This is a genomic window from Micromonospora sp. 4G55, from assembly GCF_016803375.1.
This window is the reverse complement of sequence record NZ_JAEVHN010000132.1, coordinates 1-12,654: the sequence shown is the minus strand read 5'-3', so window position 1 is coordinate 12,654 and position 12,654 is coordinate 1. Positions and strand designations below refer to the sequence as shown.

Below are 12,654 nucleotides of genomic sequence, written 5' to 3'. Positions count from 1 at the left end.
CGTGGCGGCGGTGCCGCGGGTGCCTTCGGGCGTCCGGGTGGCCGGCCGACGCGCGGTCGCAAGTCCAAGAAGCAGCGCAGACAGGAGTTCGACAACCTGTCGGCCCCGACCATGAGCTCGGGTGCCCCCCGGGGTCAGGGTCAGGTCGTCCGGCTCTCCCGTGGCGCCTCGCTGTCGGACTTCGCCGACAAGATCAACGCCAACCCGGGTTCGCTGGTCCAGGAGATGTTCAACCTGGGCGAGATGGTCACGGCGACCCAGTCCTGCTCTGACGAGACCCTGCTGCTGCTGGGTGAGCACCTCGGCTTCGACGTGCAGATCGTCAGCCCGGAGGACGAGGACCGCGAGCTGCTCGCGCAGTTCAACATCGACCTCGACGCCGAGGTCGCGGTGGAGCGACTTGTCAGCCGTGCGCCGGTGGTGACCGTCATGGGTCACGTCGACCACGGTAAGACCAAGCTGCTCGACGCGATCCGCAAGGCGAACGTCGTGGCCGGTGAGGCGGGTGGCATCACCCAGCACATCGGTGCCTACCAGGTCCACGTCCCGCACGAGGGCGAGGACCGGGCGGTGACCTTCATCGACACCCCGGGTCACGAGGCGTTCACCGCCATGCGTGCCCGTGGTGCCCAGGTGACGGACATCGTGGTGCTGGTGGTCGCGGCCGACGACGGCGTGATGCCGCAGACGATCGAGGCGTTGAACCACGCCAAGGCGGCTGAGGTGCCGATCGTGGTGGCGGTCAACAAGGTCGACAAGCCCGAGGCCAACCCGGACAAGGTCCGCCAGCAGCTGACCGAGTACGGGCTGGTCGCCGAGGAGTACGGCGGCGACACCATGTTCGTCAACGTGGCCGCCAAGCCGGGTATCGGCATCGACGACCTGCTCGAGGCGGTCCTGCTGACCGCCGACGCGTCGCTGGAGCTGACCGCTCCGATCGACGGGCCGGCGCAGGGTGTGGCCATCGAGGCGCACCTGGACAAGGGCCGCGGTGCGGTGGCGACGGTGCTGGTGCAGAAGGGCACCCTGCGGGCGGGCGACTCCATCGTCGCCGGCGGGGCGCACGGCCGGGTTCGGGCGATGCTCGACGAGAACGGCAACCAGGTCGCCGAGGCAGGGCCGGCCCGTCCGGTGCTCGTCCTCGGTCTGACCGCGGTGCCGGGCGCCGGCGACACCTTCCTCGCGGCGGCCGACGACCGTACGGTGCGGCAGATCGCCGAGCAGCGGCAGGCACGGCGGCGGGCGGCGTCCTTCGCCAACTCCCGCGGTCGGGCCACCCTCGAGACGCTCATGGAGCAGCTCAAGGAGGGCGAGAAGACCTCGCTCAACCTGGTGCTCAAGGGCGACGTCTCCGGTTCCGTGGAGGCCCTCGAGGACGCGCTGTTCAACCTCGACATCCCGGAGGAGGTCCAGCTCAGGATCATCCACCGGGGCGTGGGTGCGATCACCGAGAGCGACGTCATGCTCGCGAGCGCCTCGTCCGAGGCGGTCACGATCATCGGCTTCAACGTGCGGGCCGCCAACAAGGTCCGCGAGATCGCCGACCGCGAGGGCGTGGAGATCCGGTACTACACGGTCATCTACCAGGCCATCGAGGAGATCGACGCCGCGCTCAAGGGTCTGCTCAAGCCGGAGTACGAGGAGGTCGAGCTGGGCAGCGCGGAGATCCGCGACGTCTTCCGCTCGTCCAAGATCGGCAACATCTCCGGTTGTATCGTCCGGTCCGGCATCATCCGCCGCAACGCCAAGGCGCGGCTGCTGCGGGACGGGGCGGTCGTGGCGGACAACCTCACGATCAGCTCCCTCAAGCGGTTCAAGGACGACGCGACGGAGGTCCGCGAGGGCTTCGAGTGTGGTCTGACGCTGGGCGGTTTCAACAACGTCCAGGTCGGCGACATCATCGAGACCTTCGAGATGCGGGAGAAGCCGCGCGCCTGATCCGGTGCTGACACAGTGATCAAGGGGTTTACGCCGTTCGGCGTAAACCCCTTGATCATGTCCGGGGATGTCCGTATCGTCCGGAGCGATGTACACGGGAACCGCGGTCTTCGACCTGCTGCTGCCGGGCGACTCACGCTCGCTCAAGGCCAAGAGATCATATGTACGCCCCATCGTGGCGGCGCTGCGCCGCTTCGAGGTGTCGGCCGCCGAGGTGGGCGCGCTCGACCTGCACGGCCGGGCCGAGATCGGCGTGGCCGTGGTGGCCGCCGAGGCGGCCCACGTGCGCGAGGTGCTCGACTCCTGTGAGCGCCTGGTGGCCGGGCGCCCCGAGGCCGAACTGCTGTCGGTGCGCCGCCGGTTGCACGGCGAGGACGACTGACGCCGGGGTGGCCGTCGCCACCGGCGGTGCCGCGCAACCGGCCCGGCCGCGCGGGTAGTGTTCGACATGTTGGGCGGTCGGTCCCGGCGGTGCCCTGCGCCGTCGTGCCGGCCGGGAGCAGAACGCCCTGGAGGTGGGGGACATGACGGATCCGGCCAAGGTACGCCGGCACGCGGAGCGCATTCGCGAACTGGTCGCGTCGGTGGTGCGGAGCCAGATCAAGGACCCCCGGCTCGGGATGATCACCATCACCGACGCCCGGATCACCGCGGACCTGCGCGACGCCACCGTCTTCTACACGGTGCTCGGTGACGCGGCCGCGCAGGCCAGCACCGCCGCCGCCCTGGAGAGCGCCAAGGGCATGCTGCGCAGCACCGTCGGCAAGGCTCTCGGGCTGCGCCACTCGCCGACCCTGACCTTCGTCCTCGACGACGTGCAGGACCAGGTCAAGCACATCGACGACCTGCTCGCCGCGGCCCGCCAGTCCGACGCCGAGGTGCAGCGGCTGGCGGCCCAGGCCAAGTACGCGGGCGAGGCCCAGCCGTACCGGCTCGACGAGGACGAGGACGAGGGCGCCGAGGGCGACCAGGGCGACGACGAGGGCACCCCGTCGGCCACGGATCGGCGGTGAGCGGCACCCCGGGTGCGGCCGGCGATCTGCTCACCGGGCCGGCCCGCACCGGCCCGGACGAGTCCGACTGGGCCGCCGCCGTCGCGGCGGTACGCCGGCTGCCGGCCGACGCCCGGGTGCTGCTGATCTGTCACGTCAACCCGGACGGCGACGCGCTGGGCAGCATGCTCGGCTTCGGGCTCGGGCTGCGCCGGCTCGGCGTACGGCACCTCCAGGCGACCTTCCCCGGGCCGCCCGAGGTGCCCGAGCCGTTCCGCTGGCTGCCGGGGCTCGACCTGCTGGTGCCGTCGACCGGGGTGTACCCGGATCCGGACCTGGTGGTCTGCTTCGACGCGGCGAGCGAGTCCCGGCTGGGTGAGCTGGTCGACCGCCTCGACACCGCCGGCGACGCGCTGGTCCTCGACCACCACGCCTCCAACACCCGGTTCGGCCGGCTGCACCTGGTCGATCCGGCGGCCGCGGCCACCTCGGTCGTCGTCGACGAGCTGCTCACCCGGCTCGACGTGCCGCTGGACGCGGAGATCGCCCAGTGCCTCTACGTCGCGCTGACCACCGACACCGGGTCGTTCCGGTTCGAGGCCACCACCCCCGCCGTGCACCAGTTCGCGGCCCGGCTGCTGGCCACCGGCATCCGCCCCGGGGACATCTCCCGCCAGGTCTTCGACACCCGGCCGTTCGGCGCCGTCCGGCTCTTCGGCGAGGTGCTGGGCCGGGCCCACCTGGAGCCGTCGGCCGCCGCCGGCCACGGACTGGTCTGGACGTACGCGACCCAGGACGACCTGGCCCGGCACGACCAGCGCCCGTACGTGCTGGAGGCGCTGATCGACTCGGTGCGGTGCACCGCCGAGGCCGACGTGGCCTGCGTGCTCAAGCAGGTCGGCCCGGCCGAGTGGGCCGTGTCGATGCGCAGCAAGGGCGCGGTGGACGTGAGCGCCGTGGCGGTGGCGCTGGGCGGCGGCGGCCACCGGTTCGCCGCCGGGTTCACCGGGGCGGGCAGCGCCGAGGACGTGGTGCGCTCCATCCGGGCCGAGCTGGACGGCGCGCTGATCGCCCGCTGATCTCCGCGCGCCCCGAAGTGTGTTGGTCTTCCCGCGCTGTGTGAGCGCGGGGAGAATCGGAGGATGGAGCAGCCCCCCGAGCTCACCGTCGACCTGCCGCGCGCCTGGGACCGTCCGGTGGTCACGGTGCCGGTGCTGGCCTGCCTCTCGCTGGTCGGTGGACAGCTGCCGTCCTTCTCGACCCAGGCCAACCTGTGGACCCTGGGCACCGGCGGCACGCTGATCTGGCTCGGTCTGGGCAACCGGGTGCCCCGCCGGCCGGCACCGCACCGGCTCGGGCCGGGCGCGCTCTGGTGGGTGCTGCCGGCGGCCGTCTTCGGTGTCCTCGAGGCCGCCACGTTCGTGCTGTCGGTCGGTAACGAGTTCCCCACCTTCTCCCGGCTCGCGGACCCGCTGCTCACCGACGAGCTGGTCCGCTCCGCCGCGTGGTTCGGCTGGCTGGCCGCGTTCTGGGGGCTGGTCCGGCGATGATGCGCACCCTGGCCGTCACCGGCTTCCTGACCGCCCTGCTGCTCTTCGCCGCCGTCGAGTGGGCCTCCCGCCGCCCGGGCTCCCGGGTGCCGTCGCTCGGCGACGTCTGCGCGTACGTGATGCGCTACGAGGTCGGGCCGGTCCCGGTCGGCCGGATCGGCGTGTTCGGCTTCTGGTGGTGGCTGGGTTGGCACTTCCTGGCCCGGTGAGCGCCCCGGCCGCCATCTCGCCCAAATGGCGGGAACTGTGGGCAGCATGTGGACCTGAACGTTAATTTGGGAAACGACCGGGCGCCGCGTCGCGACGCAGGTCGTGGGCGGTGGTGCCACACCCGGCGCCGCCTCCCTCCAGGGTCAGACCGACCCGGGCTCACGCTGCCAGGCGAGCCGCTCCGGTGATCCCGGACCGCCGTCGGGCGCTCAGCAGAACTTGCCCGTAGGGCCGCCGTCCCCGGTGGTCCGCACCCTGGAAGGGACTCCCATGCCGACCAAGCCCAAGCCCGAGACCACCGACGAGGCGCGCGAGCAGATGCGGCGCGCCCTGCAGACCTCGATGGACACCCGTCAGTGACGCTGCCCGACCGGCGGTGACGCCGCCGACGTCCCGCGTCGCCGACGTCACCGCCTCTCGGCCCGGCCCGCCGGCCCGCCCACCACCACCTGGCCCCCTTGCCGGTACCGCCCTGCTAGCGCTATCGGGTCCGCCCGGCGCCCGGCCCGCCGGTCCGCCCGCTGGTGCGGCGAAGGCCGCAGCTCCCGCATCCGAGCGATCGGGGTCCCCGCCGTCCGACCCCTGACCGCTACCGTCGCCCGGTGCGTCGCATCCTGATCGTCGGCAGTTCGGGTGCCGGCAAGAGCACCCTCGCCCGCGCGGTCGCCCGCCGGCTCGACCTGCCGCTGATCCACCTCGACCGGCACTACTGGCGACCCGGCTGGATCCCCGCCGAAGACGCGGCCTTCCGCACCCAGGTGGCCGCGCTCGCCGCCGGCGAGCGCTGGGTGATGGACGGCAACTACGGCGGCACCCTCGATCTCCGCCTGCCCCGCGCCGACCTGTTGGTGCTGGTCGACCTGCCCTGGCCGCTCTGCCTCGCCCGGGTCGTCCGCCGCCGGTGGGGCCGCCGCTCCGCCGACCGCCCCGACCTGCCCGCCGGCTGCCCCGAACGGCTCGACCTGGGCTTCCTGCGCTACCTCTGGCGCTATCCGGGCCGCTCCCGGCCCCGGCTGTTCGCCGCGGTCGCCGCCCACGCACCGGGGTTGCCGGTCGTCCGGCTGCGCAGCCGCCGCCAGGTCCGCCGCTGGCTCGACACCCTCCCCTCCCGCTGAACCACCCTGCGCCTTTCCGTCCGTCCGCCAGCGAGTCGGCCGGGGGGTGATCGACACGGATTGCGGCGGGTCGCGGTCTTCCGGAGCGGGGACACCGCGACACGCCGCATCTGGAGTGGATCATCCGGCCCGCGCCCAGGGGCCGAAGCCGAGGGACCGCCGCCGGCGGGGCGGTCGGCTCGCTGGTCGCGAGGCCGCTCGACCTTCGTGGCGGCCAGCTCGCCGGGCTGCCCTCCCCGCGATGTCCACCGGCCGAGCCGTCCGCGGCAGGCGAGCTGCCAGTGCCCGGGGCGAGCCGCCAGCCCGGAGATGAGCGATCCGAGGGCGTCGCAGGAGTAAGCGCTGACAAGTCTTGCGATCCTTACCTCTCCCGTGCCAGGATCGGCGGCGATGAGTCAGACCGCCACCGCCACCGCGATCGCGCCGCCGCGCCGGATCGCCGCCCTGGCCCTGCCCGCGCTGGTGGTGCTCGCCGCCGAACCGCTCTACGTGCTGGTCGACACGGCCGTGGTCGGGCACCTCGGCCGGGTGCCGCTCGCCGCGCTGGCCGTCGGGGGCACCGTGATGACCCTCACCGCGTGGCTGGGCACCGTGCTCGCGTACGGGATCACCGGCCGGGCGGCCCGGCGGTCAGGGCAGCCGGGCGACGGTGACGAACTCGTTGTAGGTGAAGAGCTTGCCGAGGGCCCGGGGGAAGGGGAACGAGTACTGCCGCACCACGGTCATGCCGAGGTCGCGGGCCGCCTCCGCCGCCTCGGCGAACCCGACGAACCGGACGTGGCTGGCGTCGCTGGCGTACCCGCGCTCCTGCGGGGTGATGAAGACGGCGGTGCCGCCGGAGCGGACGAACGGCAGGTACGAGGAGACCACCTCCAGCGCCTGGCCGGCGGGGAGGTGCTCCAGCAGGTGGGCGGCGAGCAGCGAGTCGAAGGCGTCCGGGCGGGCGTGCTCGGAGCGGAAGAACTCCTCCACCGTGTAAGCCTCGTGCCCGGCGGCCCGGGCGTGCGCGATCGACGTGGCGTTGTGGTCGACCCCGACCGCGCCGTCGCCGAGGTTGGCGAGGTTGCGGCCGAGCCCGCAGCCCACGTCGAGGGTGCGGCCCAGGCCGAGCCGCCGCAGGTTCCACCGGTACGGCGCCTGCACGTCGAGCAGCTGCTTCCAGCGCGCGCCACCCAGGCGTTGCAACCGACGGGTGTAGTCCTCACCCTGGGTGCCCGTTGGAGCGTCCTGCCGTGCTCGACCCATCGCCGGCCCCTTTGCCTGTCGCGGATACGGATGCGGTGCTCGCGCACCTGCCGGTGAGACGCGCAGGGCGTTCCACCGGCTTCCCCCGTACCCGCCGGGGCGGGCTTTCGAACGATGCTACGGATTACCTGGCCGGTCGGCACGACGATCTGGCAGGTGTTTCGAGGCGTGATCGCGGTGTGCACGGACGGTGACCGGAGGTTGGCCACCGTCCGTGGAAGGGCGGTCAGCCCTTCTCGGCACCGGCGGTGAGACCCTCGGTGAGCAGCCGCTCACTGGCGAAGAAGAGGATCACGATGGGCAGGGTGAGGATCACCGACCCGGCCATCAGCACGGTCTTGGGCACCTCGACGCCGTCGGCGAGCAGGGAGAGCCCCAGCGACACCGTCCACCGGTCGGGCTTGTCCACCAGGAAGAGCAGCGCGAAGAGGAACTCGTTCCAGGCGATCATGAAGTCGTAGAGCGCGACCGCCATGATCGACGGGGCGGCCAGGGGCAGGCTGATCCGGCGGATGATGCCGAGCCGGCCGGCCCCGTCGATCGCCGCGGACTCCTCCAGGCTGATCGGGATGGTCTCGAAGTAGTTCTTCAGCATGTAGACCGAGACCGGCAGGGTCTGCGAGATGTAGACGAGCACCAGCCCGAACAGGGAGCCGCGCAGCCCGGCCCGGGTGAAGATCACGAAGAGCGGGATGGCGATGACGATCGACGGAAACAGGTAGACGGCCAGGAACAGGGCGTTGACCTGGCGGCGGCCGAAGAACCGCAGCCGGGAGACGGCGTACGCGCCGGGGATCGCCACCACCAGCGTCAGCAGCGTCGCGGCCAGGGCGACCAGGCCGCTGTTGCGGATGAAGGTGAGGAAACCCTGGCCGCCGTCCTCGGCGGCCTTCAACACCTCGGTGTACGTGGCCACGGTGAGCTCGCCCAGCGGCACCCACAGCGAGCCGGGGTCGAGCAGCAGCCGTTCGATGGGGCGCACCGAGAGCACCAGCATGTACCAGAACGGCAGCACGGTGACCAGCAGGAACGCGGTGATCACCAGCCGGCGCAGCCAGCGCAGCGAGACGGTTTCGATCCGGTCGCGGTCCATCACGCCTCCCTGCGTCCGGCGAAGAAGCGCAGGTAGATCGCGACGAAGACGATCAGCACCACGGCCAGCACGACGGCCTGCGCCGCCGCCGCCCCGATGTCGGTCCGCGCGGTGAGGAACTGGTAGACCCGGACGCTGACCACCTCGGTGCCGGCGGAGCCGCCGGTGAGCAGGTAGACGTCGTCGAACTTGTTGAACGTCATGATGAACCGCAGCACCCCCAGCAGGGCGATCACCGGCATCAGCTGGGGCAGCAGGATGTGCCGGAATCGCTGGGTCGGGGTGGCCCCGTCCACCCGGGCGGCCTCCTCCAGATCGCCGGGGACGGCCTGGAGCCGGGCCAGCAGGAACAGGAACGCGAACGGGAAGTAGCGCCACGCCTCGAACGCGATCACCGTGGCCAGGGCGGTCGAGTCCTGGGACAGGAAGGGGATCGGGGCGTCCCAGCCGAGGAAGCGCTGCCCCCAGTCGTTGACGATGCCGAGCTGGGGGTCGAGCATCACCTGCCAGACGAAGGCCACCGCGACCACCGGCGCCACGTACGGCAGCAGCATCGAGGCCCGGACCAGCGTCCGGCCCCGGAACGGCCGGCGGACCACCAGCGCCGCCGCGAGACCGAGCGCGATCGACCCGAGGGTGCCGCCCAGGCTGTAGAGAACGGTGGTCCACAGCGTGTCGGCGAAGCCCGGCGTGTTCAGCACCCGGTCGAAGTTGCTCAGCGTCAGCTCACCGAAGAGCCCGGTCTTGCGCAGGGTGGCCAGGCGTACCCGTTGGAAGGCCAGCAGCACCGTCCAGACGATCGGGATGCCGATCACCGCGACCACGACGAGCAGGGTCGGCGCCACCAGTGCGAGCCCGGCGCGCGACTCCCGGCGGCGCAGCGTGAGCGGGCGTCGACGGCCGGGGCCGGCCGCTCCCGGGCGGGGGAGCGGCCGGTCTCCGGCGGCGCGGTGGTCAATTGACGCCCGCCTTGATGGCCTCCACGTCCTTCTTCGCCCGGGCGGCCGCCGCGCCGGCGTCGCTCTTGCCGCCGACCACGTCCGCGAGGGCCCTGGGTACGGGCAGTTCGCCCAGGATCGCGCCGACCAGTTTGCCCTGGCCCTGGGTCAGGCCCCAGCGCTGGAAGGTGTCCGGGCTCGTGCGCAGGCCGGTCAGCACCTCCTCGCCGTACACCTCGGAGAGCGGCTTCTTCGCGTCCACCCCGGCCTGGCTGGTGTTCCAGGCGGTGAGGAACTTCTCCTTGTCGTCGGCGGTGCCCTTGCGGACCGGGAAGCGCCCCTCGGGGGACATGCCGAACCAGCGCGGGTAGCCGTCGGAGAGCAGGTACTCCACGAAGGACTTCGCCGGGCCGGCGGCGGCGCCGTCGAGCACCGCCCAGGAGCTGATCTCGCCGTACTGGGCCGGCTCCGCGCCGTTCGGGCCCTTGATGGCGGTGACGAAGCCGCTGTTCTTCGCCAGCCAGCTCGGATCCTTCGCGCACTGGGGACAGGTCGGCTTGGCGTCGTTGCGCAGCCCGGCCAGCTCATCGAGGATGAACGGCGACCAGATCAGCATGGCGGCCTTGCCGGCGAAGTAGGTGGCCCGGGTGGTGTCCACGTCCTGCGCGCCCTTGACGGAGTGGTTGCGCATCAGGTCGCCGTAGAAGCGGAACGCCTCGACACATTCGGGGGAGTCCAGCTTGACCGCGCCGGAGTCGTCGGTGAGCTGGCAGTTGTTGGCCAGCGCCAGGTGCTCGAAGGTCTGCTGGGTGAAGACGTCACCGGGGGCGGTCGCCGCGGTGATGCCGGCGACCCCGCCGGTGTTCAGCTTCGCCGCCGCGGCGGCGATCTTCTCGTAGGTGTCGGGGGCGGGCAGCCCGGCGGCGTCGAAGAGGTCCTTGCGGTAGACCAGCAGCTGCCCCCACCCGTCGCTGGGTACCGAGAGCTGCTTCCCGTCGTCGGAGGTCAGCTCCAGGGCCCGTGGCGAGAAGGTGTCGCGCCCCAGCTTGTCGACGATCTCCTTGTTGGCGTCGGGATGCAGCAGCTCGTTGCCGGCGAGGGTGCGGATGCCGGCGAGCGACACCGATCCGACGACGTCGGGCAGCTCCCCGGCGGCGGCGCTGGAGGCGATGAGGGAGGGGAACTGGTCCTCGTTGACGGTGACCAGCTTGACCTTCACGCCGGTCTTGGCGGTGTAGTCGGCGATGATCGCCTTGGTGGCGGTGACCCGGTCGGCCACGTCCTCAAGGCTCCAGACGGTTATTTCGGAACTGTCGCTTTTGGACTCGTCGTCGCTGCAGGCCAGCAGGCTCGCCCCGGATACTGCGAGGATCAGGGTGGCGGCCAGCATCCGCATCGGAGGGGATGACATCTGTGGCACTCCTCTCGAAGGGTACATGAGGGATTCAACGTCCTGGATTGATCAATTACAAGACATATAGCGATTTTTTGTTAAGATTGAGCCCGGTACGTCCCGGGAGTAGCGCCATGGGCAACTGGGTTGTCTCGCTGGCCGGGCCGCGGCGCGTGAGCCTCGAGCCCTGCCCCACCGATCCGCTCGGCCCGGGCCAGGTCCGGGTCCGCACCTGCTATTCCGGCATCTCCGCCGGCACCGAGCTGACCCTGTTCCGGGGGAGCAACCCCCGGCTCAGCAAGGACTGGGACGACGCCAGCCGGATGTTCGTCCCCCGGCAGACCCCCGTGCCGTACCCGCTGGTCGGGTTCGGCTACGAGGAGGTCGGCGAGATCATCGAGATCGCCGACGACGTGGCCGACCGACATCCCGGCCAGCTCGTCTGGGGCATCTGGGGGCACCGGGCCGAGGCCGTCCTCCCGGCCGGCGCGGTCAACCCGCTCGCCCCCGGGCTCAACCCGCTCGCCGCCGTCTTCGCCCGCCCCGGCGCCATCGCGCTGACCGCCGTGCTCGCCGGGGACCTGCACCTCGGCGACTGGGTCGGGATCTTCGGGCAGGGCGTCATCGGGCTGCTCGCCACCCGGCTGGCCAGCCTCTCCGGGGCCCGGGTGGTCGCCGTGGACCGGGTGCCCGCCCGGCTGGAACGAGCCGCCCGCCTCGGGGCCCGGCGCACCGTCGACGCCGGTGTCGACTCCGCCGCCGCGGTGCTGCGCGAGGCCACCGCAGGCCGGGGCGCGGACGTCTGCCTGGAGCTGTCCGGGGCGTACCCGGCGCTGCACGAGGCGATCCGCGCCACCACCCACGCCGGCCGGGTCGTGGCCGGCGGCTTCTACCAGGGCCAGGCCGACGGGCTCGGCCTCGGCGAGGAGTTCCACCACAACCGGATCCAGCTGGTGGCGGCCCAGGTCTCCGGGCCCGCCCCGGCGCCCGGCCTGGCCGGCCGGTGGTCCGGTGCCCGCATCGCCCACACCTTCATGGACCTGGTGGCCGAGGGCAGCGTCGACCCGCTGCCGCTGGTGAGCCACGTCGTGGACGCCCGCGCGGTGGCCGACGCGCTCGCGTTGCTCGACCGCGGTGCCGGTGACGTCCTACAAGTCGTGCTGGAGTTCTGATGTCCATCCCGCTCGCCTGCCAGGAGCAACTGCTCCCGGGCACCAGCCTGCCCCAGAAGTTCGCCCTCGCCACCGCCCTCGGCTACCAGGGCATCGAGCTGCGCGGCCGCGGCGACCTCGCCCTCGCCCGCCGGCTGCCGGAGCTGCGCCGGGCCCGCGCCGAGGGGGTGGTCATGCCCACCGTCAACTGCTCCCGGGCACCAGCCTGCCCCAGAAGTTCGCCCTCGCCACCGCCCTCGGCTACCAGGGCATCGAGCTGCGCGGCCGCGGCGACCTCGCCCTCGCCCGCCGGCTGCCGGAGCTGCGCCGGGCCCGCGCCGAGGGGGTGGTCATGCCCACCGTCTGCGTGGAGATGGACCACTTCATCGGCGACTTCGACCCGGCGCGCTCCCGCGACGCGGTCGCCAACCTGCGCTCCCAGCTCACCGTGATCGCCGAACTCGGCGGGATCGGCGCGATGACCCCCGCCGCGTGGGGCATGTTCTCCCGCCGGCTGCCCCCGTTCGAGCCGCCCCGCCCGCCCGGCGGCGACCGGCAGGTCCTCGTCGACGCCCTGGGTGACCTCGGCGAGCACGCCCGCGCCGAGGGCGTCACCCTTTTCCTGGAACCGCTCAACCGGTACGAGGACCACATGGTCAACCGGCTCGACGAGGCGGTCGCGCTCTGCGCCGCCGTCGGCCTGCCCTCGGTGCGGGTGGTCGCCGACACCTTCCACATGAACATCGAGGAGGACGACGTGCACGCCGCCCTGCGCGCCGCCGCGCCGTACCTCGGCCACGTGCAGGTCAGCGACTCCAACCGGTTCCAGCCCGGCGCCGGCACCTGGACTGGCCGGCGCTGCTGCGCACGCTGCGCGACATCGGCTACCCGGGCTGGCTGGCGCTGGAGTGCCGGCTGCGTGGCGACCCGGTCCGGGCGCTGCAACAGGCGGCGACCGTGCTCCGGCACGCCCAGCCCCGACAGGCGGCGGCGTGAGCACCGGCGCCGCCCGCCCGTCCGGCCTCGGCG

Annotated in this window: 13 protein-coding genes and 1 pseudogene; 10 read left to right on the top strand and 4 right to left on the bottom strand. The window is 72.4% G+C overall.

Features of this window, described 5'->3' with window-relative positions; translation table 11 throughout:
* The 8 genes and pseudogenes from infB to JNW89_RS13795 form a co-directional block, all read left to right on the top strand.
* Positions 1–1,938: translation initiation factor IF-2 (gene infB, locus JNW89_RS13830; protein ID WP_238449242.1), on the top strand; the 1,938-nt coding region annotated here is incomplete at its 5' end.
* Positions 1,939–2,026: 88 nt separating this feature from the next.
* On the top strand, positions 2,027–2,320 hold the full coding sequence (locus JNW89_RS13825) for a DUF503 domain-containing protein (protein WP_088963418.1): 294 nt from the start codon (positions 2,027–2,029) through the stop codon (positions 2,318–2,320).
* Between the two features lie 142 nt (positions 2,321–2,462).
* Positions 2,463–2,951, top strand: coding sequence for a 30S ribosome-binding factor RbfA (gene rbfA, locus JNW89_RS13820; protein WP_238449241.1), 489 nt, complete (start codon positions 2,463–2,465; stop codon positions 2,949–2,951).
* 26 nt (positions 2,952–2,977) lie between these two features.
* Positions 2,978–4,009 carry a bifunctional oligoribonuclease/PAP phosphatase NrnA gene (locus JNW89_RS13815; RefSeq protein ID WP_238449243.1) on the top strand — a complete coding sequence of 344 codons (1,032 nt, stop codon included), beginning with the start codon at positions 2,978–2,980 and terminating at the stop codon, positions 4,007–4,009.
* A 63-nt stretch (positions 4,010–4,072) separates the two neighbouring features.
* Positions 4,073–4,480 (top strand): hypothetical protein, encoded by a 408-nt coding sequence (locus tag JNW89_RS13810; RefSeq protein ID WP_238449240.1) that lies wholly within the window; start codon positions 4,073–4,075, stop codon positions 4,478–4,480.
* Positions 4,480–4,689: a DUF6186 family protein gene (locus tag JNW89_RS13805; protein ID WP_179806287.1), complete on the top strand. Its 210-nt coding sequence runs from the start codon at positions 4,480–4,482 to the stop codon at positions 4,687–4,689. The genes JNW89_RS13810 and JNW89_RS13805 overlap by 1 nt, the downstream gene beginning before the upstream one ends.
* 603 nt (positions 4,690–5,292) lie before the next feature.
* Positions 5,293–5,805 carry an AAA family ATPase gene (locus tag JNW89_RS13800; protein WP_238449239.1) on the top strand — a complete coding sequence of 171 codons (513 nt, stop codon included), beginning with the start codon at positions 5,293–5,295 and terminating at the stop codon, positions 5,803–5,805.
* A 390-nt stretch (positions 5,806–6,195) separates the two neighbouring features.
* Positions 6,196–6,441, top strand: a pseudogene (locus JNW89_RS13795) (MATE family efflux transporter); the annotation flags it as partial.
* Here the strand turns inward: JNW89_RS13795 and JNW89_RS13790 are convergent.
* The 4 genes from JNW89_RS13790 to JNW89_RS13775 all read right to left on the bottom strand — a co-directional run bounded on the left by JNW89_RS13790 (position 6,436) and on the right by JNW89_RS13775 (position 10,492).
* Positions 6,436–7,050: a methyltransferase domain-containing protein gene (locus JNW89_RS13790; RefSeq protein ID WP_238449238.1), complete on the bottom strand. Its 615-nt coding sequence runs from the start codon at positions 7,048–7,050 to the stop codon at positions 6,436–6,438. The pseudogene JNW89_RS13795 and the gene JNW89_RS13790 sit on opposite strands and share 6 nt — an antisense overlap.
* 226 nt (positions 7,051–7,276) lie before the next feature.
* Complete coding sequence (locus JNW89_RS13785) at positions 7,277–8,143, bottom strand: carbohydrate ABC transporter permease (RefSeq protein ID WP_238449237.1); 867 nt, start codon at positions 8,141–8,143, stop codon at positions 7,277–7,279.
* Positions 8,143–8,988 carry a carbohydrate ABC transporter permease gene (locus JNW89_RS13780; protein WP_238449236.1) on the bottom strand — a complete coding sequence of 282 codons (846 nt, stop codon included), beginning with the start codon at positions 8,986–8,988 and terminating at the stop codon, positions 8,143–8,145. The genes JNW89_RS13785 and JNW89_RS13780 overlap by 1 nt, the downstream gene beginning before the upstream one ends.
* A 109-nt stretch (positions 8,989–9,097) precedes the next feature.
* Positions 9,098–10,492 (bottom strand): ABC transporter substrate-binding protein, encoded by a 1,395-nt coding sequence (locus JNW89_RS13775; RefSeq protein ID WP_238449235.1) that lies wholly within the window; start codon positions 10,490–10,492, stop codon positions 9,098–9,100.
* 116 nt (positions 10,493–10,608) lie between these two features.
* On the opposite strand from JNW89_RS13775, the gene JNW89_RS13770 reads away from it, so the two are divergent.
* Together JNW89_RS13770 and JNW89_RS13765 are read left to right on the top strand one after the other, a co-directional pair.
* Positions 10,609–11,646, top strand: a complete 1,038-nt coding sequence (locus tag JNW89_RS13770; protein WP_238449234.1) for a zinc-binding alcohol dehydrogenase — start codon at positions 10,609–10,611, stop codon at positions 11,644–11,646.
* Positions 11,615–12,654 (top strand): sugar phosphate isomerase/epimerase family protein (locus JNW89_RS13765; protein ID WP_238449233.1); only part of this gene is annotated, 1,040 nt, incomplete at its 3' end. The genes JNW89_RS13770 and JNW89_RS13765, both read left to right, overlap by 32 nt.